We start from the raw sequence: 22,238 nt of genomic DNA on the forward strand, positions 1-22,238 counted from the left end.
GGACTCCTGAACCGCGGGGAGCGACGAACGAGAGGAACTTGTAGAAGCTCTCTCGGACTCGGACAAGAGGCGACCGTAGTCCTCGTGGCGATGGGTCGTACAAGAAACGGTGCAATGCGGCGTGCGAACGGTGTCGCGGTAGTAGGCCGAGCTGCCGGAGACGTACCGGAGTCTTAGCGGCGACCTGCATAGGTGCCTACGGCTGAGAGAACCCCGACCAAGATCTTCTCTCAAACGATCACCTGAAATGCGGGAATAGCTGGCTCTCCAATGCGGATCAGGCCCCTGACCCGTTCCTTCAGCTGTTGGGATGGCGGGAACTGAGCTACGAGGTAGCAAGTCGGCTCCCAGGCTGCCTGAGGGCGTTACGCCTTTACCATTTGCGCTTCGCTGATCACGCGGTGCCCGGTTGAGGAATGCGGGTCAGACGGGTTACCGAACGGTCGCTCCCCAGAATCGCGATTCGAGATCTGCGAAGAAGCGACGCATGAACGTCAAGTCGCCCTTGGCCTGAAGGATCTCGTGACCGCCGAAGCGAAAGACTTCGTAGCCCAGCAGACGGAGGGCTCGATCCTCGGCGACCATCTCGGAATAGAGGTCGGACGCTACTTGCCACTGTCCTGTCCCTGAGGGAACCTCACGGGCGTAATGGTGCTTCCCGTCCACCTCGATGACGATGCGGACGCCGCCAGGAAGAAGCATCAGGAAATCCATGCGTTCGCGAGCAAGGCGGCGAGGCTTGTGTAGGAGTTGCCGTTGGCGCTCAGTCAGCGGGTCGAAGTGCAGGTATACCTGCGGAAGAAGGACTGGCTGGGCCCGTCCGTCAGCCGCAGAGTATCGGCTGGCGAAAGCGTAGAAGAGATGGCGCTCAGCGTCGGAGCTCAGGGAAGCTTTCAGCCGCTCGTACAGAGAGATTGCGACGTCGCGTTCCGGTGACTCTTCGAGATGGTTCTCTTGGCGCCACCAGTCGACGAGCTCGCCCCAGGTGAGGCCGGCATCGGTCAACGGCTTGTTGTAGAGGAGACATTGATCGGCATGTTCGACGATCTCGATGGCCCCGTCCATGACCTGACTCCAGACAATCTCAGGCTTGGCACCCTTGGAGGCGAAGATTATGTTTCTCGGTTCACCGTCAACGCCGAGGAAGCCGACTGCGGCGGTGGATGCTTCGTCCAGCTCGTCTAGCCGCTCCCAGACTGGCGCGAAGAGCTTGTTGAGGTAACCGCGCCGGGCCGCCCAGCCGCCAGGGCCGCCCATACCTTCAGCACTCCAGTAGCCGTGGAAGCCCCGAAAGTCGCGGAACGGTGGGTTGAAGTCGAGGCCAAGCCTGCGCATCAAAGACTTGAAGCTGCGGATTGCCTCAGCTATCTCGTCATCGTCCAGGCGCTGAGAGCCGCTGGTGCCACATTGCTCCAGCTCGGAGTGGATGAGCCGTCCGAGAGCTTCGCCAGCATCCCTGTCCTCGGTGCCCTCCAGCGGCCCCTTGCGTAGCCGAACCACGAACTCGCGCTCGAACTCATGCCTCTCCGAAGACCACAGTTCTCCGGGTCCCGGGGGTGTCACCACCGGCCGGAAAAAGTCGTTCGGCTTCATATGGGCAGGTTACTGAGCGGCACTGACATGGGGGAGGGGTAGAGGCGCTTGGTCGCGCGGCCAGCTAGTGCTGTGAACGGTTGGACGGGCGGTGACGTCCGTTGCAAGCGTTGGAGGTGTGGTGGCTGAGCCTGTGCGGGTGCGCAGACTGACCAACCAGGAGAGGCAGAATCTGCGGAAGATCATGCCCTGGGGCAGTACCAGCTTGGCGCGCTATCGCCGGGTGATGCTGCCGGTGGGAACCGGATGCAGGTGATCGCGTAGATGGTCCAGGCCGACGAGGACACTGCGCGAGAGGTGATCCACCGGTTGAACGAGTGCAGCCTGGCTTGCCTGGACCCTCAGCGGGCGGGAGGGTCGCTGCTGTGGACGCCCGTTGGCGCGGCCTGAGAGCATTTCGTGCACATCGCCTCCGACCCAGCGAAGGATCCAGAGGCCACACGCTTGAGCATCAGTACGACGCATCGGGATTTGCTGAGCCGTTATGGCGCGTACATCTTCGCTAACGTGTAGCTGGCGCACCAGTGCCGCAACTGGCGCAAGTCGAGCAAAGACTCGATCGGCATCAGTCCGGATGAGTTCATCCATCCAGTGGTGGTTGCTTGGTTCCCGGTCACCCGCGGGCCCAGGAGGACGCTCCTGAGCCCGCGTGCTCACCCTCGTAGCTGCGCCAGATGACGAACGTTGTGGTGGTTGCAGGGGAGACACCAGAATCCTCTCCCATCTGCAACAGACCCTGCTGCCCGGTGGAGCTGACTGGCAGGCGCTCGGAGCCTTCGCTTGCGCCTCATTGTCAGACCTAACGCTGTTGGCAATGGCACTTCTATTAGCCGCCCGCTATCACTGCGCTACTGGCAAGCGTAGAAGGTCATCCTGAATTCAGAAAGGTTCCTGGGACTCTGTGGTGAGCCTTCCGGATCGCCGCCCGGAATTATATGTGTCTCGCACTACTCGGGCGATACCCTCTACTACTGTACCCCCGGTTACTTCCTTGAAGCCGCGCCCCTTTCCTAGGAGGCTGGCAGGCCCGCCAGCAAGCTTCGACAGCTTGCGTACGAGCGCGTCGGAGTCTAGGTACGGGAACTCGTGAAGAACTGAAGCAACTCCCAAAAGCACGTAGCTATTTGCTGCAGCCGGACTGTTTCCCCAGGAATCGGTGACCACCCTCAAGGTGCGCCTGAGGAGTTGGCCTTTCTCGGTCGACTTTCCGTAGATCTTCCGTAGAGCCGCAACCGCGATAATTGCGTTACCGGCGCCTGAATCTGAGACAATCCAGCCGTGATCCCTTGCGGCTCGAGTGATCTCCAAAGATTCTGCATGCCCAGCAGTGACCTCGGCCATGAACTTATATAGGGGCTGCACGCGTCGGTTGTCATTCAACCCGAGAAACAGTTCCGCTTCCTGCTCTCTTGTGAGCCCACGGAATACTTTCATTCCGACCTTTGTTTCTCCGTGGTCTGCAGCGACGCATAGAGCTCCTCGGTTCTGTCCATCGAGCCAGATGTATGTGCCGTCTGGGCGGGCAGATACCTGGGGCACCCCGAGCCGCCCCAGGTCAAAACCTTCTCTGAGCTTTCGCCCCACCCAGGCCGTGTCCACGGGGCGAGTATTCACGTGCCGGTCGGTTGTCACCTGACTGGGCACAAGAAACTCGATTTCAACAGCATACTGGGCGCGATTATTCATCCCGCATCTTCTCCATCTTCTTCACGTACGTGTGTGACAATCGACGGGCGTCTTTGAGTGCCTTGAGCATGTACCCAAAGTGCTCGGAGCTGGCTAGATCGTCCGTGACGATTTCGGACAACCCTCCGAGAGTGCCAATTACTACATCGGCGGTACGGACATAGTCATATTCTCTTTTGGAGGCACGGGCCTTGGGTACGGGATGGCCTACGCTTTCAGCGCTAGCCGGGCGGGTCTCTTTAGTGCCCGGCTTTCCGTTGAGATACGGGAAACATGATTCCAGTGTGTCCGGGCAGATGCCTTGACCAGCAGAACCCGGTCCTCCAACGTCAGAGACCATGGTCGCCCCGGCCCCGGTTCGTCGGCGCCCTCACGTCGCAGCATGCGTATCAGCTTGTGGAAGGCGACGAGGTTCATGCCGGTGAACGGGGCAATCCATGACGGCTCCGATGCTGTGATCACGGTTGGCACAACAGAAGCGTCTCACCGGTTGTCCGGCCAGATCCGGCGAGGCTTGCTGCGCGATCGAACCGTGCTGGCGCTGCGAAGGTTTTCGGTCCGCGAGGGAGTGACTTTCCGCTGAGTCCTCCCGGCGGGGGAGCGGGAGGACCAGAATGGCAACTAAGCCGGGGCGCCGCCGCCCGAGCGGCGGGCCGCGGCGCCGACCTACGAAGTGAGGTGACCGTTATGGCGCAGCCGGAGCGGGACGAGCGGCTGGCGCGGGCCTTCATCGAGCTGGCAGACACGCTGGTCGGCGGGTTCCAGCTGGTCGACTTTCTGCACGTGCTGACCGACCACATGGTGGAGCTGCTGGAAGTGGATGCGGCCGGGGTGGTGATGGTCGATGCCCGTGGGCGTCTGGTCGACGTCACGGCGTCCACTCATACCGTGCACCAACTGGAGGAACTCCAGCTGGAGTTCGATGAAGGGCCGTGCCGGGACTGCTGCCTGGACCACTGCGTCATCCCCCCGGTGGACCTGACGACCCGGGCTGCCGCCGACCGCTGGCCACGCTTCACCAAAGCCGCGCGGACTGCTGGCTTCACCGCGGTGGCCGGACTGCCGCTGCGGCTGCGCGAGGAAGTCATCGGCGCCGTCAACCTCTTCCACACCACCCCCGACGGCCTCCACCCGGCCGACCTGCGTCTGGGCCAGGCCCTCGCCGACGCGGCCACCATCGGCATCCTCCACCAGCGGCTCAGCAACGACCAGGCCGAACGCGTCAGCCAGCTGCAGACCGCGCTCAACAGCCGCATCACCATCGAACAGGCCAAGGGCGCCCTCGGCGCCCACCTGGACATCACCCCCGACGCCGCCTTCACCCTGCTGCGCGCCTACGCTCGCTCCCACAGCCGCTCACTCACCCAGCTGTGCCTGCAACTCCTCGAAGGCACACTCCACTTCGGCCTGTTCGCCCAGTCCGACAAGGACAAGCATCCCGGCGGCTGAGGCTCACGCCCGACCCGCCCGCGCTCAGGCGCTCCACCCCCTGCACGTCGAGGAGACAGCGGTGCCCCCAACCAGCCCCGAACTTCCCAAGCTCCTGGCCACAGCCTCCGCGGCCGACCAGGGACTCGACGGACTGCCACCGGCACCCTGCGCGGCCGCGCTCGGCCTGGACGGCCTGACCATCTCCCTGCGCAACAACTCCAGCATCGAACTCGTCTGGTACGACCCCGGCGACACCGCCGGCCTCGCCCTGGACGACCTCCAGTACACCCTCGGCGAAGGACCCACCTGGGACGCAGCCCACACCGGCCAACCCGCCATCGCGCCTGACCTGCACACCACACCGGAACACCGCTGGCCGGCCCTCCTGCCCGCCACCCGCGACCAGCCCACACACGCCGTCATCGCCCTGCCACTGAACCTCGGCGCCATCCGACTCGGCGTCCTCACCGGCCACCGCGCCACCCCCGGCCCCCTCACCCGCGCCCAGATGGCCGACATGTTCAGCCTCACCGAAACCGCCGTGCTCCTCCTGCTCAGCCCCTCCAGCCCCCACGACAACGCAGGCGACAACCACAGCCCCCTCCCCCTGCACCGAGCCCTCATCCACCAGGCCGCAGGCGCCCTCACCGTACGGCTCGACATCCCCATCGATCAGGCCCTGGCCCGCCTGCGCGCCTACAGCTTCACCCACGCACGCCCCATCCTCGACATCGCCCACGACGTCGTCCACGGCCGCAGCAACCTGAACGATTCACCACCCAACTGACCAACAGTTGCGGGACAGCCTTTAGCGTCGTGTCCGAGCTAACAATCTGCTGGGTAGACAGATCGGGCGTCCATCGAAGGTGCGCTGAGCCGTAGGAAGACGACTAGGCGCGCCCGCAACGTCCTGATGATCGTCTGCGACGGCCCTGATCTGATCGGCGTCCACCTGTAGGAGGCCGTCGGAAGGACCCACGGCAGCGGGTGGACACGTGGTTGCGAAGCATGGGTGTCTCAGCCGAAGACCAGCTTGCGGAAGGTGTCGCGGATGTCCATCAAGGGCTGGCGGTCGCGTGTGTAGTAGAGCTTGTTGGTCAGGAGCACTGCCCATTGCCGTTGGCGAGGCGAGATCCACATGCCGGTGCCGGTGAAGCCGTAATGGACCCAGACGTCTTCGGTGGGGGCGGTGCCGGCGGCGGGGTGCCAGAACAGCCCGCGTACGGGTTCCAGGGCTCCGGTTTGGACGGTCAGTGATTCTGTGGTCCAGGCCGGGCCGAACCCTGCCCGTGCCGGGGCGGTCGTGGTGTCGAGCATGTAGCCCAGGAACGCGGCGAGGTCGGCGAGGACCGTGAAGGCGCCTGCGATTCCGCATGCTCCGCCCAGGAGCCGGGCGGAGAAGTCGTGGGCAACGCCCTTGAGGTGCGTATCGGTGTCCTGATCGAGCTCAGTCGGTGCACAGCGGGCGGCGACGTCAACTGGCAGTGGCCCGAAGCGCGTGGAGTGCATGCCAAGCGGCTGCCAAGTCCGTTCTACGGAAAGGTGGTTGAGGGTCCCACCGGATAGGTACTCGGCGAGGTAGCCGAGGACGAGGGCGGCTCGGTCGGTGTACTCGACGGCCTCGCCGGGCTGGCGGTGCAGGGCTTCGTGCAGGACGCCGTCGCGGATGTCCTGGGCGTCGGTGCCGTAGAGGTTCTTCAGCTGGGCCCGCAGCGGAAGGCCGGCGGTGTGGGTCAGTAGCTGTCGGGCGGTGGCCGCTCCGAGCGGGTGGCCGACGACCTCGGGCCAGAGGGTGTCGAGCGGGACGTCGAGATCGAGCTTGCCGTCCTCCCAGAGAGCACCGATCGAGGACCAGACGGCGAGGATCTTGGTGAGGCTGGCCGCGTCGAAGACGGTGTCCGGGCGCATAGGAGCATCCGGCTCGTCGGGGTCGAGGACGCCCGCGGTGCCCGACGCTCCGATGCCGTCGGCGTCGCCAACGGCCCACACCACGCCTGGGTAGACCTTGTCTCGGACGCCTTCACCCAGCAGCTGCTCGATGCGATCGTTGCGGTACGTCATGGTCTCCCTGTTCGCCGTTGGCATCCCGTCGTCAGCGTAGTGACGCGGGTGAGAGGTTCGGGGAATGCTTCCGCCTTGGTGTCGGGTGGCACCAGGAACAAGATGGGGCTGCGACCAAGCATCGGCTCGGCCGCAGCCTCGATCTGCCGGCCCCGCATCAGGTGAGCTGCTGACCGAGTTCGGTCAGGGTCTGCGCGGTCGTTGAGAGCGGATAGCGAGCGGCGTTCGCGTAGCCCGCCTGTCGAAGCGCGGGCAGGAGGCCCAGTGCGGTGCGTAGCCGATCCAGGTCGCGGGCGAGTGTGGCGGGCTGGGATAAGTCGGTGGCCATTCCGGAAGCAGCGAGAACCTCGTTGAGGCCGGGCACCGGCTGGTGGAGGACGGGCAGGCCGCAGGCTTGGGCCTCCAGTGCGACCAGGCCCATGGCCTCCAAGGTCGTGGACGGCATGACCAGCGCGTCGTGCTCGGCGAAGGCTTTCCACAGCTGTGGGCGGCGGAGCCAGCCGAGATACCGGGCCCGCACTCCGGACCGCTGGAGCAGCGGGGCCAGCGCGTGGAACTGGGCTCTGGGGGCGGCGATGCTCAGCTCGATGCCTGGAATGGGTGCCAGGGCTGTGACCAGGTGCTCGGCTCCCTTCTCGGCGGTCAGCCGCCCTGCATACAGCAGCCGCAGGTGGCTGGCCGAGCTGCGGGAGGGCCGGGGTGGTGGATCGGTGAGCAGGTGGTCGGGGATTCCCCAGGGGATGTGGACAATCTTGCGGCGGTCGGCCTGTGGGGCGAGTTGGAGGAGGTGATCAGCCATCGCGCCGGTGGGGACCACGATGGCGTCGGCGGTCCTCGCTGTCTCGCGAAGGACTTGGAGTTGGTCGCGGTGGGCTTCAGCGAAGAGCAGGTCGGTGCCGTGGACCAACGCGATCCTCGGGTGGTTCGGCAGTGCACGGAGCAAGGCGGGTGTGGCGCCGAACGCGAGGTGTTGCAGGTGCAGTACGCCGATCTGCGCGGGGTCGATCGCGGTCACCAGGGCCTGGCGCAGCTCCGCGACGTAGCGACTGAAGAGGGCGCCCTCCAGACACTTCCCGGACACCGGAAGAACGTTGAGCCCGGCCGGGAGTCGGGTTCTGGGGTCGGCGGGCGCCAGCATGAAAGCCCGCGCGGGGATCAATGGGTTGTCGCCCGTGTAGAGGTCGAGGAAGAGTTCGACGCTGCCTCCCGGGCTGCCGGCCGGAAGGTCCAGGAAGGTGGCGGCCAGCGGACCCGCGTCCGAGCGTACGACGGGATTCACAGCGCTCCTTGAGGGATCTCTTCGTACAGGCGGGAGATGTCGATGCCGTTCGTGGCCGCGTACTTGGCGTGCTGTTGCTGGTAGCTGGCCGGGACGCCGAGGGCCGTGAGGAAGACGAGCTTGCCGAAGGTCATTCCCGGATAGACCCGGGCGGGTTTCGCGGCCCGGATCTCCAGGGTCCAGCGGATCGCGTGGCCCTGGTGGCCGAGTGGGGCGGAGACGTGGACCCAGATGCCCAGGGCGCCGATGGTGCGGTCGCCGTTGAGTAGTTGCGCGTAAGTTTCCGAGCCGGTCTTCTCCAGGGTCACGCCGAGATAGAGCACTCCGGGCTGCAGGACCAACCCGGAGGCAGGGATGGGGTGTTCGGTGAACCTGGTGGGTGCGGCGGCGTCGAGTTCGCTGTCGCAGATGCGGATCGTGTCGCCCAGGCGCCAGTCGTAGGAGTTGGGGGAGAGCCGTGCTGGGTCGTAGGGGGCGATGGTGATCTCTCCTGTGCCGACGGCGGCGGCGATGGCCGGGCCTGTGAGGATCATGAGGCGACCGCCTGGATGGGTGCCGCGTCCCGCCAGTAGCGGGAGGGCTGCGGGCCGGTGGCGCCCTGGTACTTGCCGCGGTACGGATCGACGTCGCCGGTGGAGACGAAGAACATGACCTGCCCGATCTTCATGCCCGCGTAGACCCGCAGCGGGCGGATGGGCGAGAGCATCAGCGTCCACTGACCGTGGAACCCGATGTCGCCGATCGGCGCGGTGATCTCCACGAACAGGCCGAGGCGGCCCACCGACGAACGGCCGAACAGCAGCGGGACGAAGACGTCCGAGCCGACCTCCTCGACGGTGTGGCCCAGGTACAGCTCTCCGGGCTGGAGAACGTAGCCGTCCTTCCCGATCAGGACGGAGCAGGTGGGGTTGGCGCGGTGGGCGTCGATGACCTCGGCGGCGTAGGTCAGCAGGGTCGGGCCGAGGCGGACGTTGTAGCTGTTGGGGTTCGTCTGGTCCGGGGCGAAGGGCGTGATCCGTAAGCGGCCGTCGGCCACGGCAGCATTGATCTCAGGTCCGGTGAGGATCATTGCTCGCCTCCTTCGTGGGACTGGCGGAGGTCAGGACGCGGCATACGGCCTGTCCAAGTCGTAGGCCGGCCTGATGAGTTCGTCCGCCGAGGTAGCTGTCGGCGAGGTAGTCGGTGGTCAGCACGGTGCGGACCGTCGGTGGCAGGTGAGCGGGGGCGGTGACGAGAGGGCCGAGGCGTTCAGTGAGGAGGTCGAGCAGGTTGCCGTGGTCCTGGGCGTGATCCTCGGGGAGGAAGGCGTGCACGAGCTGGTTGCCGAAGGGCTCGATGGCCAGCAGGTCGCCGAGGGTGAGGGTGGTGCCGAGCCGGACACTGCGCAGGGCGGTCTCGTTGAGGACGACCGCGTCTGCGCCGAGACCGGTGTGCAGTCGGTCGGCGATCTCTTCGAGCAGCTGACGGCGGTCCACGAGTGTGTTGCGGAGAGGCTCGGCCACGGCGCCGAGGGGACTTTTCAGCTGCTGTCCGATGGCTGAGATCTCCGCCAGCAGAGCGGTGAGGTCGCGGGGAGCGGCAGGGGCGTCGGGGAAGGTGCCGGTGCGGGCAGCCCAGCCGCTGCCGACGGGTTCGGCGGCGGCGTATCCGACGCCGAGTTCGCGTCCCTTGACCACCAAGGTGTCGCCGACGTGCACGGGCCCGAGGGTGTCGCTGTGGCAGTGCCCGGCGAAGATGACGTCGGCGAACGGGCAGGCGGCGGCTAGCTTCAGGTCCTCCTCGAAGCCGGAGTGGGACAGCACCATCCAGGCGTCGGCGCGGTGGTGGTGCTCCAGCATCACTTCGCGCAGGGCCTGGGCGGGATTGGTGACGCGGTGGCCGGCGCGTTGATCGACGGGAATGGCGTTGAACGCCTGCGGGCCCATCACCGCGGTGACGGCGACTCGTCGCCCGCCGATGTTCTGCATGCGTACGCGATCGAAGAGCGGCCCGCCCTTGTCGTCGGTCGTGTTCGCGCACACCGTCATCTGGTGCAGTTGCGGCTCGAAGTAGTGCGGCCAGCCGTGGTTTCCGGGCGAGAGCACGTCGTACAGGGTGGTGAGGACTTCGCGCTCGATGCGCCCCTTGCCCAGGTGGTAGAAGCCGCTGCCCTCGAAGAAGTCGCCGCAGTCCACGATCAGGCTGTCGGGCCTGGCGGCGTGGAGGTAGGCGAGCATCGGGATGGCCGAGTCGAAGGCGGAGTGGACGTCGGTCGTGGCGATGATCTGCCGGAACTGCCTGGGCTGCCGGTTCACGGGAGCACCTCGCAGATGTCGGCGCCCAAGGCGTGCAGCTTGACGGGCAGGTCGGCGTGGCCGCGTCGGAGCTGTTCGAGGCCGCCGAGGGTGGTCACGCCGTGCGCGGTGAGGCCGGCGATGAGCAGGGCGGAGCCCGTGCGGATGTCGGTGGCCTCCACTCCGGTACCCGTCAGCTGCTGCGGCCCGGCGAAGCGGCACCGTGTGGACGACAGTTCGTCGATCGCGGCGCCGAGACGGACGAGTTGGGGCAGCAGATTGCCGTGGCGGCCGGGGTTGATGTCGTCGGCGAACAGGTGGTCGCCGGGAAGGGCGAGCGCCAGGGCCATCAGCGGTGGTTCGAAGTCCGCGTCCAGGCCGCCGGGGGTCAGGGAGGCGATGGCTCGCAGTGGGCGACCGGTGGGCCGCGCGTTCTCGGCCTGGACAGCGAGGGTGCCGTCCTTTGACTCGGCAGGTACGCCGAGCCAGTTCAGGGCGTTGACGAGGGGTACGACGTCGTCGCTGCGGACGCCGAGGATGTGTGCGTTGCCTCCGCTCACCGCGACCGCGCAGGCCAGCGTGCCCGCCTCGATCTTGTCGCCGGGCACCCTCCACGCGAGCGTGTCGTCGGTGACGGACCGAGGTGGCTGGAGCGCGAGGACGGTCTCGCTAACTCGGCACTCCCACCCAGCGGTCTTCAACGCCTCTACGACACTGAGCACTTCGGGCGACAGGTTCGGCTGGCCCAGACGCAGTGGCCGTCCGGCGACGACCGCGCGCAGGACGGCGGCGATGCTCGCCCCGCGGGACCGGAAGGGCAGCATGACCGATACCGTGCCGCGTCCACCCGTGGCCGCTTCGACGAGGTAGCCGTGGTCATCGACGGTTGTGCGGTCACCGAAGCGCTCGTACACCTTGAAGTGCTGCTCCATCCCGCGCTCCCCGATGGCGCAACCGCCCGGCCACGGCAAGCGGGCCCGCCCGTACGCGCCGAGCAGTGCCGGGACCAGGTAGTACGAGGCCCGGATGCGGGCGGCGACGGCGGGGTCCGGATCGGGCTGGGGCTTGTCGCTCGGCAGGATCACCGTGGTGTGCGGATCGCTGACCGGGCGGGCTGCGTGCCAGCCGGTCTGCTGGAGCAGGGTGAGCATCGTCTCGACATCCGTGTTCGCCGGGACATTGCGCAGGTTCACCGGGCGGTGGATGGCCGCCGCGGCGGCCAGCAGGGGCAGGGCCGCGTTCTTCGATCCGTCGACGGTCACGGTCCCGGTCAGCGGAACGCTCGGTCGTACGGCGACCACTTCGGCCGCGACTGGGGGAATCCGTACGGCAGGCAACAGTCAACTCCTCTGCTGGGGAAGGTGTGCTGCAGGGACTGGAAGCGGGGCGCTGAACTCGAATTCGGCCCAGCAGCGCTTGCCGGAGGGCAGCGGGTCGAATCCGTGGCGATCCGCGAGCGCGGCGACAAGGAACAGGCCGCGGCCGTCCTCCGCCTCTGCATGAGGCAGGCCGACCTTGGGGATGTCGGAGTTGGCGTCGGTCACAGCGATCCGCAGTGCTTTGCCGTGCAGGTCGGCGCCGGCCGTGATCGGCCCTTCGTGTGCGTGTCGCACCGCATTGGTGATCAGCTCTGAGGCCACCAACTCGGCCGCGTCCAGGAGCTCGGATCCCAGGACGGCACCCCAATCCCGTATCTCCTCCGCGATCTGCTGGCGCGCGGACGCGGCGCCGGCAGATGTGCCGGAGACGGAAATCCGGATGTGGTGCGCTTCCATGAGCGGCCTCCTGGATCGGTTCGGCCACTCCACGCAACCGCCCCACGAGCCCCTCGAACCAGGACATGTGCCAGTGCTGCATGGTCTATGCAGGAGCTGCATCACGGTGAACTGCCAGTCCATTACGCTCGGTTGAGCAGGCAGGATCGGCGACGGCAGGAGGAGCCGTGGCACAGATGGCCGACGCGCAGAGCGAAGCGAGACGGATCGGTGAAGTGATTCGTCAGGCACGCGTATTACAGCGGCGCTCGCAGGCGGACGTCGCCTCCGCCCTGGGCTATCACCAGTCCAAGGTGAGCCGCCTGGAAGGCGGCAGGGGCACGGACGACGTCCGCGTGCTGCGCGAAGTCGCGCAGGTACTGGCGATTCCGCCGCACCGCCTCGGCCTCGCCGCCGCTTCGGACATCAGCCCCGTCGATCCCGAGACATCCGAGACAGAGGACATGCGCCGCCGTACCGTTCTCGCCGCCGGCATCGCCGCGCTCGCGGCCCCCACCATCCCCGGCACCGCCCACCAGGACCTGGTGCAGTCCCTGCTGCCCGGAGCAGCCCGAGTGACCGCCGAACCGGTGCCGGATCTCCAGAGCCTGCGAGACCAAGTCGCAGGCGTACGACGCCTCTTCTGCACCTGCGACTACACGAAGCTGGAGGGCGCGCTGCCCGTCCTGATCGGGCAGCTGCGGCAGGCCATCAGCGAAAGCCCCGGCTCGAGCGACCTGTCCGGTCTCCTCGCCACGACGTACCAGACCTCGGCGAGTCTCCTGCTCAAACAGAGCGACCAGGGGAACGCCTGGCTCGCGGTCGGACGCGCCATGGCCGAGGCCGAACGCTCCGGCGACCCCGTCGTCCTCGCCTCCAGCGTCCGCGTCCACGCCCACGCCCTGGCCCGCGACAGCCACACCGCCCAGGCCGTCACCCTCGTCCGGCACACCGCCGACCAGCTCACGGGCTCCTACGACCAGCGCTCCCCGAGGTATCTCGCGGCACTCGGGCTGCTGCTCCTGCGCGGGGTCACCGCTGCCAGCAGCGGCGGCGACCGCTCCGCCACCCAGGACTTCCTCACCGAGGCGAAGCAAGTCGCCCGCTACGTCGCGCTCGACAGCCCCGACGCCTGGGCCAACTTCAGCCCGACCAACGTCGCCCTGCACGGACTCAGCGCGGCCGTCGTCTTCGGCGACGCGGGCGTCGCCCTGGACACCGCCCGCCCTCTCATGCGCCGCCACATCCCCGTCCCCGAACGCCGCGCCGCCCTGTGGATCGAGGCCGCCCGCGCCTACAGCCAGCAGGCCCGCCTGGCCGACGGGTACCAGGCCCTGCGCATCGCCGAGAGCTGCGCGGCCCAGGACATCCGCCGCCCGGCCGTCCGCGAGCTGGTGGCCGACATGGCCGCTCGTGACCGCCGCCGTACGCTGCCCGAACTGCACCGCTTCAGTCGCCAACTGGGAGTCCCCGCGTGAGTGATCAGCCAGACCAGCAGACCGAGCCGACCCAGAAGAAGCCCTTCCTGTACGTCGTCGTGTGCGCCTGCGGCATCGCCGGTGACGTCGGCAAGCTGATCACTGCGGCCCAGGAGGCGAACTGGGATGTCGGCGTCGTCGCCACCCCGCAGGGCCTCGGCTTCATAGACGCCGAGGCCATCGAGGCGCAGACCGGCTACCCGATCCGCTCGGCCTGGCGACAGCCCGGCGACCCGCGCCCGCTGCCGCCCGCCGACGCCATCGCGGTGGCGCCGGCGACCTTCAACACGATCAACAAGTGGGCTGCGGGGATCTCCGACACCTTGGCGCTGGGCATCCTGTGCGAGGCATACGGGATGGGCATCCCGATCGCTGCCTTCCCGTACGTGAACGCGGCCCAGGCCGCCCATCCCGCGTACGCGCGCAGCCTCGACGTGCTGCGCGAGATGGGCGTCCTGATCGGCTCGTACGAGCCCCACAAGCCGAAGGCCGGGGGCGGTGCCGACCGCTACCGCTGGGAGGAAGCGCTGGAGCTGCTCGCTCCTGAGCTGTCCGCACGGGCCTGATCTGCGCCGCCATACATTCGGGGCGGCTGCCCGAGTCGGATCTGGTCGCGTTACGTCAGAAGGCGTACGGGGTGAAGGGGCGAGTCGGTTCGACTATCAGGCCGAGGATGCGATCGAGCTCGGCCCGGTCGTCCTTGCTCATCAGCTCGACCGCGTTGCCGAGGGTCTTCTCGGTGACCCGTTCCATGAACGGGGCGAGGAAGCGCTGCAGGGTGTCGGGGCTTTCCTCCTTCGTGCGCAGGTATTCCATGTAGCACTGGTGCTGTGCGCCGAACTCTTCGAACTCGGCCTTGGTAGCGGAGAGGGCCGTTGCCTGCTCCTCCTCGGTGAACGGGCGCCCGGAGCTGTGAGTCCAAGTGTTGCTGTCGGATCGGAGCTTGAAGTCCGAGTGGCACAGGAGAGCGACGACATGCGGTCGGATGTCGGTCGAGGGCATGCAGGAAATTCCTTCCGGAGTTCGGGGTTGAGGCCCAAATACTCCGGACGATCCCCGGTTTCGGTAACCGGGGATCGTCGGCTATGTTCCGCTCGCTCGCTGGTCAGCGCCGGTGCGATGGTGACCGCGGTTGAAGTGGGGCGACGGCCATCGGATGGACCGGGGCGCCGTGGGCTTGTGCGGCGCTGCGGGCCCTGGCTGCCTGGGCCCGGGGACTGGGGGCATGACGCTCGCCGAGGCGGCGGATGCGCCATGTCAGCGCACGGGCGGGGCTGTGAGCGTCGTGCAGAGGGCGTTGGCCGAGCGCCTGGTCCAGGACGGTGGCCGCGTTATGCCCGGCGGCCTCCGCTTCGGCGAGCACGGTGGTGAGCGCGTCCCAGGCGGGGTCGTGCAGGATGCGCTCGGCGTGATCGGGGACCGCCTGCTGGAGGTGGCGTGCGAAGCGCTGCTTCACCTGGAGGCTAGGGGCGCGTTGTGCGAGGCCCGCGAGGACCGGTTCGGTGATCTGCCCGTACGCGAGCTGCAGGTGGACGAGGGCCTGCTCGGCCGCTGCTTCTTGCTGAGCGTGCTGGTGCGTGCGGTGCCAGTGCGTCGCGAATGCCACCGCCGTGAGCACCGTGTCCAGGAGCATCGCGAACCCGGACCCGTCGCCGTCCGTGGGCCCTTCCCGCCAGATCGCTTGAACGCTGCGACGCAGGACGCGGGTGCTGTCCAGGTCGGCCGCGATGCGGGAGCGGGTGGCGCGTTCGAAGGCCACGGCGGCTTGTTGGAGCTCCACCTTCACCGCGGCCGGCGCGGTGATCGGTAGCAGGTCCAGCGTCGCGCCGAGCGCGACCAGTTGACCTTGAGCGACCTTCTCGTCGCCGTGGATGAGGTGGTGGGGAATGCGGTCGGCGGCGGCTGTCGCCCGGTGCCATGGGTCACCGGGCCCGACAGCGATCGGCTCAGGATTGGTGGTGGCGAGGTTCTTACGGATCTTGGGCAGGGACAGGTCGGGGGAGAGGGTGGAGCCCGCGTAGAACACCGGCTCACCCTTGTCGTTGGTGTCCTCGGGCAGGGCGAAGTTGCAGCCGAGCGCGTCGCCGGAGGGACCGAGCTTGAGGCGCACCGTCACGCCCGTCGCCTCCAGCAGGGCGAAGAACTCGGTCTCGTCGGACGCCGCGGCGACGGCTCGGCGTACCCGCAGGCGTAGGACATCTCGGGTCGCGGCGTCCTGGCCCATTCGCTTGGCCTTGAAGTGCTCCTTGCTGGTGGGGCGTTTGGCGCCGGTTCCATCGCCCTGCTTCAACCGCCGGAGCCCGTAGTCGATTTCGATCCGGCGGGCCTCGCGCTGGACGGCGCGCTGGTCGTAGCCGCGCTCGGGACGGCGGCCGTCTTGGCGTACGAGGGTGGCGGCGATGTGGATGTGGTCGTCGGCGTGGCGGACGGCCACCCAGCGACAGGCTTCTTCGTCCCCGGTCGGGGCGATGCCGGCGGCGGCCACGATGCGGCGGGCGATGTCGGCCCACTGGTCGTCGCTGAGGATCGGATCCTCCGGCGCGGCGCGGACGGGGCAGTGCCACACGGTGTCCTTGGGCGCCTTGTCGCCCAGCATCTTCACGGGCTGGTCGAGTTGAGCGACGAGCTGGTCCCTTGCGTCCTTAGGGTCGCGGTGGGGGCTGCGGCCGGGGTCGGGGGCGAAGCTGTTCCAGGACGCCACGAGGTGCGGGTCGATGTGTTCGTTGGCGCGGCCCTTGCCGAAGAGGTAGCCGATCGTGCGGCGCGTGGCGTTCGGGCCCGAGCTGAGGATGATCTTGGGTATCACCCGCTCACCGCCCCTCAGTGACCTGAGCGATGGCGGAGTCCAGCTCGGCGACGGACGCATCCACGCGGTCTAGGAGTCGTTGGACGGCGTCGGGGTGAGGCCAGGCGCCGTCCTTGTGGAGGTGCCAGGTGAGCTGGTTAAGGTTGTTGCCGATCTGGCCGAGCTTTCCGTTGGCGGCCATGAGCGCCTTGATCATGGCGCGGTAGTCGGCGACGGCTGCAGTGGGGTCGTCAGAGCGGGCGGCGGCGAGCGAGCACTCGGCCACATAGCCACCGAGCGCCATGTGGCTCAGGGCGGCAGCGTTCTTTACGAGGATGAACTCGTCGTCGTTGTAGCGGGGGTGGACGCGGCGCTCGCGCAGCTGCTTGTCGCGCAGGCGGCGATGGTGCACGGGCTTGTGCGGTGTGTTCGGCGACGACTTGCTGGTCCCCATCTCGGTCGGCTCCCCCGGGCCGGCCGACTCCGGTGCCGCCTCGGCGCCGGATGCCTCCGTCCCCTGCGGGGCGGAGGTCGGGTAAGGACTCCTTACCTGACAACTTGCTGCGCTGTTGAGGCCGGTGTTCATCACCTGCTGGTGGATGGGGAGTTCGTGGTGCGGATCGTGCATGGGTTGGTTCTCCGAGGAGTGCTTGGGTATCGGGGTGCATCGCTGCGCCGGCCCCCGTGTCCCCTGTGCCTGACTGCACGGGGGACACGGGGCGAGCCCGGAGGCGGGGCGACCGGCGTGGACGCAGGGGTTAAGCGGCGGTGCTGGCGGCGACCGCATCGAGTTCCTGCGGCCGCTCGGAGGCGGCTGCGTCGAGCTCGGCCTGCAGGGTGTCCTTGAGCTTGTCTGCCTCCGCCCTGCCGATGGTCAAGTCCCCGCTGCGGAAAGTGGCTTCGATGTGGCGGCGCGAGGCGCGGCCCTTGCGCCCGAGTGGCGCGGTGCGCGCGAGGGCGAGCCGTTCGGGAGAGATCTCACGGGCCTCGTGATCCTGCGGATCGGTTGAGGGCGGAGGGGTCTCAGCCACGTCCGTGGTGTCCGCAGCCACGTCGGCGGAGTTCCGCGCCACATCGGCGTGGCTGTGGGGCGCGGGGTGGTGGTGGACGACGATGTAGAGGTGGACGGCGCCGGCCAGGGCGAGCGGGGCGATGGCTGACAAGGCGCCGACGGTGACGTCGTCGAGGCGGAGCCCATCACCGTGACGGGCCTGCTCGTTGAGGCGGACAGCGTGTACGGCGTTGGCCCAGATGCTCGTCATCGTGGCCGCACCGACGAGCAGCCACACGTACAGCCTGGAGTACCAGGGCGCGGTGCGCAGCATGAGCAGGGCTCCGACGCCGACGGCGATGAACCCGTCGATCACGAGTGGGAAGGCGTAGGTGAGCAGTCCGCGGATGTGGATGGCGACTCCCATCTGGCGCAGGGCGTCGTAGGAGAGGGCGAAGGCGAATACGGCGAGCAGGGCGATGCCGAGGCGGATCAGGTCGGTGCCGCGTATGGCGGCGATGCGTGCGAACAAGCCGGGTGCTCCAGGTGATTTGGGGTGGTGGCTGCGGCGTAGGCGAAGACAGGGCGTGGCCGCCGTGGGGCGTGATGTCTCGTACCACTCGTCGCATGCCTGGTCAGGGCAGGTACGAGTGATGTGGTGATGTCGACTCGACTCGTTGCGGCTCCCTCACTCGTCCCCGCGCTGACCTGCGCGGGGACGAGTAATGCGAGTGGAGTCGAGTCAGGCGGCGGTGCCGGGCAGCGGCTCGTCGGCTGATGAGGCGGGCGCGTCCGCTGCCTTCGGCTCGGGGCAGTAGCGAGCCCAGGTGTCGAGGAATTGGTTGCGCGCGAAGCCCTTGGCCTGGGTGCCGTCGGGGAAGCGGCGGTTGGCCGAGCCGATGCCGTACGGCTTCAGCAGGAGCTGCAGGCCGCGCGGGGTCAGGCCGTTGGCGCCGTACTCCGCCCACGGCGCCTCCTTGTCCGCGTTGAGGGACTCCAGCAGATGCTTCGTGCTGAGCACGGCCGGATCGCCGACGGCGGCGAAGGCGCGGCGGATGCCGACCAGGAGGCGAGTGCGCAGGCCGCCTTCCTCGTCCTGGCCGGCCTCGTAGTCGGTCATGGCGCGACAGGCGGCGCGGGCCAGCACCGGCCAGTCGCCTCCGGCGAGGTCGGCGATGATGACCAGGGGTTCCCAGGTGTCCGCCGCGCGGTCCTCGACCGGCATGGGTGGCTCCATGCCCAGGGCCTGCTCGTAGAGCGGCTGGAGCCAGGCGTGGAGGCGATCACGGATCGCGTTCAGGGCGGGGGTGTCCCGGCCGGTGCGGAAGGAGGCCACCTTCTCGCCCGCCGCGCGACGGCGCATCCGGATGACCACCGCCCGGTCCATGATCGTGTCGGGCAGGTCGCCGATCCCGGCCAGTGCGGCCATGGCGAAGGTGGGGAACTCCTGCACCTGGTGCTCGGGCCCGGACACCCGCAGCGTGGGCCGGCCACGCTGGTGTCCGGCGTTGATCAGGCCGCGCACCTCCTCGTTCTTCTCCGCGGCCTTGGTGGTGCTGAACATGGCGTCGGCCTCGTCGACCAGCAGGGTCGGTGGGTCGTCCCCGTCGATCGACCGGAAGATCGCCGCCGCGCTGGCGTTGACCGTGATCAGCCGGTTGTGCACCGTCTCGGTCACCACGTCCAGGAGCCTGGACTTACCGCACCGCTTCTCCGGCGCGACGATCGCCAGGCGCGGTGCGTGCTGCCACGCACGCTGCAGATGCGTCGCCGCGATCCACAGAGCCACCGCTGTGACGGCCTCCTCGCTGGGCATCGCCACGTATCGCTTGATCTGCGTACGCAGGTGGTCCAGGATCTTCGCGCCCTCGGACATGGGCACAGCCTTGGACGCGTCGTCGAGGTCGTCGTCCGCGGGTGGTGCGGTGGAGTCGGCCGGTTGGCCGGGCACGGCAACGGGAGGCCACGACGTGGCGACGTGATCGGGAAGAGATGGCGTACTCGGCTGGGGATCGGTCATACTGGGCATCAGCTCCTCTGCTTGCGGGCCATATGGGACGGCAATCCCGGTCTCCGCAGGTTGATCGCTAGGGATGGCGGTTGAGAGGTTTGCGCTTGAGCCCCCGGCATCGCCGGGGGCTTCTTTCATGTCGCGTGCGGGCGTGTGGGCTCCTGAGGTTGGTGGGGTGGGATGCCATCACTATGCCACACGAATTGCAGATCGCAGAAGTGTTCTGCGTCTCGCAGTGAGCATGCTACTGTTATGGGGTCCTTGCGAATGGCAAGGCGCTGCTACGAACGGAAGGAGGTGGCCATGGCGGATGAGGACCCGCCGCAGGGCGTGCTGCTCAGCGGCGAGGGCAACGTCGCGGTGCGCATCAAGCTGGAACGCGAAGCGCGCGGCTGGAGCACCAACGCCCTGTCCGACCGCATGAACGAGGCCGGCTTCGAGATGAACCCGTCCGCGGTCTGGCGGATCGAAAACGGCAAGCGCCGCATCAACCTCGACGAGACCATCGGCTTCGCCGAGGTCTTCGGCCTCGACCTGCGCAACCTCGTCGGCCCTCCGCAGTTGGCCGCCAAGGCCCGCGCCATGGAGCTCATCGACGAGATCCTCGATGCGTTCCGCGCCACCCAGCGCGCCAACATGGCCTTCACCGAGGCACGCGACGCCCTCGACGCCTACCTCACCGAGCACCCCGACGTGCGCGAGGAGGCTGACGTCATGGTCTCCAACGCCATGGCGGAGGAGGCCAGCAAGACCATGCTGAAGATGCACGGGCCTCCGCCCGGCGACACCGACTCCGTCGGCGAGGCATAGCTCCCGACTCCCGCTCCCGTCCTGGGCCCGCAAACCCCCAGCACGGGCAGCTCACTCTCATCCCTAGCGATCGACCGGCGGACCGGCGTTGCCGCGCCCATGCCCGCCAGAAGAGGAACCACCCCTTGCGCCAACCCGCGATACCCCCTGCCTCCACAACGACCCCGTACGCCGAGGCCGCCCTGCCGCGCCTCTACGTCCCCGAGGAAGTCGCCGCCGTGCTCGGCTGCTCGGCCTGGTGGGTCAAGGACCGCGCCCGCCGACGGCTCATCCCGTTCACCCGCGTCGGCCGTGCCTACCGCTTCTCGGACGAGCACCTCGCCGAGATCATCCGTATGCACGAAGAGCGTCCGGCCCAGGCTCCGCAGCACCCTGGTGTCGTCCCTGCGCCGACCCGGAAGCCTCATGCCCGGCGGCAGCAGCCCGAGACGACTGTGCCCACCGTCCGTCTCAAGGCCCGGCCACCGCGCCGGATGACCAAGTTCCAGTTCGGAACCGCTGCTTAACGCACCCCGCACGACAGAAGGGAGGGAAATCTGTGGGGTATGCAGAGAAGCGCGGAGGCTACTGGCGCGGCCGTTACAAGATCGAGGACGGCAAGTACGGCACCGTCGCCGATTCCGCAGGCGTCGTGGTCAAGTTCGCCACCAAGCGCGAGGCCAAGCAGGCCGCAGACGCGGAAGAGGTGACCGTTCGGCGTGGCCAGTGGCGTGATCCTGGCCTCGGCCAGGAGACCTTCGGCGAATACGCGAGCCGCTGGTACGCCGCCCAGGACCTGGCCGCCTCGACGATGCAGAACTACAGGCGGCACATCGAGGAGCACCTGCTCCCCGACTTCGACGACAAGGCGCTCGCAGGCATTCTGCGTACGGACGTCGACGCCTGGGAGAAGAAGGAGCGGGCCGCGTACGCGGCTTCCAGCGTCAAGACCTGGCGCTCGACGCTCCACCTGATCTTCGAGGACGCGATCGACGAGGGCCTGCTCACGTCCAACCCGGCAGCCAGGCGCCGAGGCCGAGGCAAGCGCGCCGGCCGCTCCCGCGACCGCGGCCCGGAGAAGGCCGTCACCGACGCGCTCGGCATCCTGCTGACCGCCGAGCGGGCCGCCCTGCTCTCTGGCCGTGACGACGAGTTCGTGGCCACGGTCCTCAAGGGGTACACGGGCAAGCGCTGGGGTGAAATCGTCGGCCTGGAAACGGAGTTCGTCCGCCCCAACGCCTTCCGCGTCGAGTGGCAGCTGTACGAACTGGACACCGGCGAGCTGGTCCGCTGCCCGCCCAAGGACGACAGCTACCGCGACATCGACTCGACGGACTGGCTGTCGGCCCTGGTCTTCAACCACATCGCCCGCACGAAGCCGACGCCCTGCCCCTGCCACGGCAGGACGTACGTCTTCCGCGGCCAAGGTGCGGCACGCACCGGCGGCCACCAGTGCGCGAGGCTCGTCGACGTCGCCCGCCGCGCCGAAGTCTCCACGGGCACGGTCTCCAACGTCCTCAACCACCCCGACCGCGTACGGGAGGACACCCGCGTACGTGTCGAACTCGCCATCGCAGACCTCGGGTTCATACGGGGAGGCGTCACATCGGAGCACGCGGCCCACTGGCGCCGAAACGGCTTCGCCACTTGGCTGTTCACCCCGGCGGTCTCCGGCTGGTACCCCAAGAAGGCGCCCCAGGAGGCCCGCCCGGTACCGATCCTCGGCGAGCCCTGGCCGGGCATCCCGGCCCGAGGCCGAGGGGCTGCCGCTCGGGCGGACGCCTGCTGGCTCCCGATCGCCAAGGGCCTCACACCGCACGGCCTCCGGCACACCCACCGCACGATGATGGAGGACCTCGGCACCGAGAAGGTCCTCATGGACGAACGCATGGGCCACATCGACGGCTCGGTCTCCGCGCGCTACGCCCACGTCACGTCCGGCATGCGTCGGCGTCTCATGCTCGGCCTGACCGAGCAGTGGGAGGCGGCACTCGATGCTCGGCTGGCCATGTCGCCTGCCTCGCCGGTCCGGGTCCTCAACCAACTGTTGCGAGACCGTTTGACCACCACGTAGTGGCGCGGGCGGTGCAACGGTGGCACGGGAGCG

The 22,238-nt window shown here is 68.0% G+C and carries 21 protein-coding genes and 1 pseudogene; 7 read left to right on the plus strand and 15 right to left on the minus strand.

The window, feature by feature from the left end; all coding sequences use genetic code 11:
- Positions 1 to 432: 432 nt before the first annotated feature.
- From J3486_RS21090 to J3486_RS44225, 3 genes and pseudogenes are all read right to left on the minus strand, one after another.
- Positions 433 to 1,593 carry a hypothetical protein gene (locus J3486_RS21090; RefSeq protein WP_207822417.1) on the minus strand — a complete coding sequence of 387 codons (1,161 nt, stop codon included), beginning with the start codon at positions 1,591 to 1,593 and terminating at the stop codon, positions 433 to 435.
- Between the two features lie 879 nt (positions 1,594 to 2,472).
- Entirely contained in the window at positions 2,473 to 3,192 is a 720-nt protein-coding gene (locus tag J3486_RS21095) for a DUF6551 family protein (protein WP_207822419.1), read from the minus strand.
- A 369-nt stretch (positions 3,193 to 3,561) separates the two neighbouring features.
- Positions 3,562 to 3,750 (minus strand): annotated as a pseudogene (locus J3486_RS44225) (IS5/IS1182 family transposase); the annotation flags it as partial.
- A gap of 216 nt (positions 3,751 to 3,966) precedes the next feature.
- On the opposite strand from J3486_RS44225, the gene J3486_RS21100 reads away from it, so the two are divergent.
- Both J3486_RS21100 and J3486_RS21105 read left to right on the plus strand, forming a co-directional pair.
- Complete coding sequence (locus J3486_RS21100) at positions 3,967 to 4,728, plus strand: GAF and ANTAR domain-containing protein (protein WP_207822421.1); 762 nt, start codon at positions 3,967 to 3,969, stop codon at positions 4,726 to 4,728.
- Positions 4,729 to 4,789: 61 nt separating this feature from the next.
- Positions 4,790 to 5,497 carry a GAF and ANTAR domain-containing protein gene (locus J3486_RS21105; RefSeq protein ID WP_207822424.1) on the plus strand — a complete coding sequence of 236 codons (708 nt, stop codon included), beginning with the start codon at positions 4,790 to 4,792 and terminating at the stop codon, positions 5,495 to 5,497.
- Positions 5,498 to 5,727: 230 nt separating this feature from the next.
- Here the strand turns inward: J3486_RS21105 and J3486_RS21110 are convergent, their stop codons facing one another.
- The 7 genes from J3486_RS21110 to J3486_RS21140 all read right to left on the minus strand — a co-directional run bounded on the left by J3486_RS21110 (position 5,728) and on the right by J3486_RS21140 (position 12,098).
- A complete protein-coding gene (locus J3486_RS21110) occupies positions 5,728 to 6,771 on the minus strand; it encodes a serine hydrolase (RefSeq protein ID WP_207822426.1) in 1,044 nt (347 codons plus the stop codon).
- Between the two features lie 157 nt (positions 6,772 to 6,928).
- Positions 6,929 to 8,050 (minus strand): glycosyltransferase family 4 protein, encoded by a 1,122-nt coding sequence (locus J3486_RS21115; RefSeq protein WP_207822428.1) that lies wholly within the window; start codon positions 8,048 to 8,050, stop codon positions 6,929 to 6,931.
- The gene (locus tag J3486_RS21120) at positions 8,047 to 8,583 is read right to left on the minus strand and encodes a deoxycytidine triphosphate deaminase (protein WP_207822430.1); all 537 of its coding nucleotides are present in this window, start codon (positions 8,581 to 8,583) and stop codon (positions 8,047 to 8,049) included. Before J3486_RS21120 ends, J3486_RS21115 begins: the two co-directional genes overlap by 4 nt.
- Positions 8,580 to 9,119 carry a dCTP deaminase gene (gene dcd / locus J3486_RS21125; RefSeq protein WP_207822432.1) on the minus strand — a complete coding sequence of 180 codons (540 nt, stop codon included), beginning with the start codon at positions 9,117 to 9,119 and terminating at the stop codon, positions 8,580 to 8,582. Before dcd ends, J3486_RS21120 begins: the two co-directional genes overlap by 4 nt.
- The gene (locus J3486_RS21130; RefSeq protein WP_374194752.1) at positions 9,100 to 10,344 is read right to left on the minus strand and encodes a metallophosphoesterase; all 1,245 of its coding nucleotides are present in this window, start codon (positions 10,342 to 10,344) and stop codon (positions 9,100 to 9,102) included. The genes dcd and J3486_RS21130 overlap by 20 nt, the downstream gene beginning before the upstream one ends.
- The gene (locus tag J3486_RS21135; protein WP_207822805.1) at positions 10,341 to 11,624 is read right to left on the minus strand and encodes a UDP-N-acetylglucosamine 1-carboxyvinyltransferase; all 1,284 of its coding nucleotides are present in this window, start codon (positions 11,622 to 11,624) and stop codon (positions 10,341 to 10,343) included. Before J3486_RS21135 ends, J3486_RS21130 begins: the two co-directional genes overlap by 4 nt.
- 39 nt (positions 11,625 to 11,663) lie before the next feature.
- Positions 11,664 to 12,098: an ATP-binding protein gene (locus J3486_RS21140; protein WP_207822434.1), complete on the minus strand. Its 435-nt coding sequence runs from the start codon at positions 12,096 to 12,098 to the stop codon at positions 11,664 to 11,666.
- 176 nt (positions 12,099 to 12,274) lie between these two features.
- Here J3486_RS21140 and J3486_RS21145 point away from each other — a divergent pair, with 176 nt between their 5' ends.
- Together J3486_RS21145 and J3486_RS21150 are read left to right on the plus strand one after the other, a co-directional pair.
- On the plus strand, positions 12,275 to 13,555 hold the full coding sequence (locus J3486_RS21145) for a helix-turn-helix domain-containing protein (RefSeq protein ID WP_207822807.1): 1,281 nt from the start codon (positions 12,275 to 12,277) through the stop codon (positions 13,553 to 13,555).
- The gene (locus J3486_RS21150) at positions 13,552 to 14,121 is read left to right on the plus strand and encodes a flavoprotein (RefSeq protein ID WP_207822436.1); all 570 of its coding nucleotides are present in this window, start codon (positions 13,552 to 13,554) and stop codon (positions 14,119 to 14,121) included. Before J3486_RS21145 ends, J3486_RS21150 begins: the two co-directional genes overlap by 4 nt.
- Positions 14,122 to 14,176: 55 nt before the next feature.
- Here J3486_RS21150 and J3486_RS21155 read toward each other — a convergent pair whose 3' ends face one another.
- From J3486_RS21155 to J3486_RS21175, 5 genes are all read right to left on the minus strand, one after another.
- Entirely contained in the window at positions 14,177 to 14,557 is a 381-nt protein-coding gene (locus J3486_RS21155; RefSeq protein WP_207822438.1) for a hypothetical protein, read from the minus strand.
- Between the two features lie 103 nt (positions 14,558 to 14,660).
- Positions 14,661 to 16,361 (minus strand): mobilization protein, encoded by a 1,701-nt coding sequence (locus J3486_RS21160; protein WP_207822440.1) that lies wholly within the window; start codon positions 16,359 to 16,361, stop codon positions 14,661 to 14,663.
- 4 nt (positions 16,362 to 16,365) lie between these two features.
- Positions 16,366 to 16,968: a plasmid mobilization relaxosome protein MobC gene (locus J3486_RS21165; protein ID WP_307804883.1), complete on the minus strand. Its 603-nt coding sequence runs from the start codon at positions 16,966 to 16,968 to the stop codon at positions 16,366 to 16,368.
- Positions 16,969 to 17,098: 130 nt separating this feature from the next.
- Complete coding sequence (locus tag J3486_RS21170) at positions 17,099 to 17,863, minus strand: DUF2637 domain-containing protein (protein WP_229378341.1); 765 nt, start codon at positions 17,861 to 17,863, stop codon at positions 17,099 to 17,101.
- A 210-nt stretch (positions 17,864 to 18,073) separates the two neighbouring features.
- A complete protein-coding gene (locus J3486_RS21175) occupies positions 18,074 to 19,351 on the minus strand; it encodes a DUF3631 domain-containing protein (protein ID WP_207822442.1) in 1,278 nt (425 codons plus the stop codon).
- A 294-nt stretch (positions 19,352 to 19,645) separates the two neighbouring features.
- Here J3486_RS21175 and J3486_RS21180 point away from each other — a divergent pair, with 294 nt between their 5' ends.
- The 3 genes from J3486_RS21180 to J3486_RS21190 all read left to right on the plus strand — a co-directional run bounded on the left by J3486_RS21180 (position 19,646) and on the right by J3486_RS21190 (position 22,205).
- Positions 19,646 to 20,152: a helix-turn-helix transcriptional regulator gene (locus J3486_RS21180; RefSeq protein ID WP_207822444.1), complete on the plus strand. Its 507-nt coding sequence runs from the start codon at positions 19,646 to 19,648 to the stop codon at positions 20,150 to 20,152.
- 125 nt (positions 20,153 to 20,277) lie between these two features.
- Positions 20,278 to 20,658, plus strand: coding sequence for a helix-turn-helix domain-containing protein (locus tag J3486_RS21185; RefSeq protein WP_207822446.1), 381 nt, complete (start codon positions 20,278 to 20,280; stop codon positions 20,656 to 20,658).
- Between the two features lie 32 nt (positions 20,659 to 20,690).
- On the plus strand, positions 20,691 to 22,205 hold the full coding sequence (locus J3486_RS21190) for a LacI family DNA-binding transcriptional regulator (protein ID WP_207822448.1): 1,515 nt from the start codon (positions 20,691 to 20,693) through the stop codon (positions 22,203 to 22,205).
- Positions 22,206 to 22,238: the final 33 nt, after the last annotated feature.

The sequence above is a fragment of the Streptomyces sp. VRA16 Mangrove soil genome (assembly GCF_017377775.1).
Lineage (GTDB): Bacteria > Actinomycetota > Actinomycetes > Streptomycetales > Streptomycetaceae > Streptomyces.

What these genes read in the sequence shown, in the direction of transcription:
- J3486_RS21090 (WP_207822417.1), bottom strand. Translation starts at nt 1,593, where the DNA reads ATGAAGCCGAACGACTTTTTCCGGCCGGTGGTGACACCCCCGGGACCC.
- J3486_RS21100 (WP_207822421.1), top strand. Translation starts at nt 3,967, where the DNA reads ATGGCGCAGCCGGAGCGGGACGAGCGGCTGGCGCGGGCCTTCATCGAG.
- J3486_RS21110 (WP_207822426.1), bottom strand. Translation starts at nt 6,771, where the DNA reads ATGACGTACCGCAACGATCGCATCGAGCAGCTGCTGGGTGAAGGCGTC.
- J3486_RS21120 (WP_207822430.1), bottom strand. Translation starts at nt 8,583, where the DNA reads ATGATCCTCACAGGCCCGGCCATCGCCGCCGCCGTCGGCACAGGAGAG.
- dcd (WP_207822432.1), bottom strand. Translation starts at nt 9,119, where the DNA reads ATGATCCTCACCGGACCTGAGATCAATGCTGCCGTGGCCGACGGCCGC.
- J3486_RS21140 (WP_207822434.1), bottom strand. Translation starts at nt 12,098, where the DNA reads ATGGAAGCGCACCACATCCGGATTTCCGTCTCCGGCACATCTGCCGGC.
- J3486_RS21145 (WP_207822807.1), top strand. Translation starts at nt 12,275, where the DNA reads ATGGCCGACGCGCAGAGCGAAGCGAGACGGATCGGTGAAGTGATTCGT.
- J3486_RS21155 (WP_207822438.1), bottom strand. Translation starts at nt 14,557, where the DNA reads ATGCCCTCGACCGACATCCGACCGCATGTCGTCGCTCTCCTGTGCCAC.
- J3486_RS21165 (WP_307804883.1), bottom strand. Translation starts at nt 16,968, where the DNA reads ATGCACGATCCGCACCACGAACTCCCCATCCACCAGCAGGTGATGAAC.
- J3486_RS21175 (WP_207822442.1), bottom strand. Translation starts at nt 19,351, where the DNA reads ATGACCGATCCCCAGCCGAGTACGCCATCTCTTCCCGATCACGTCGCC.
- J3486_RS21180 (WP_207822444.1), top strand. Translation starts at nt 19,646, where the DNA reads ATGGCGGATGAGGACCCGCCGCAGGGCGTGCTGCTCAGCGGCGAGGGC.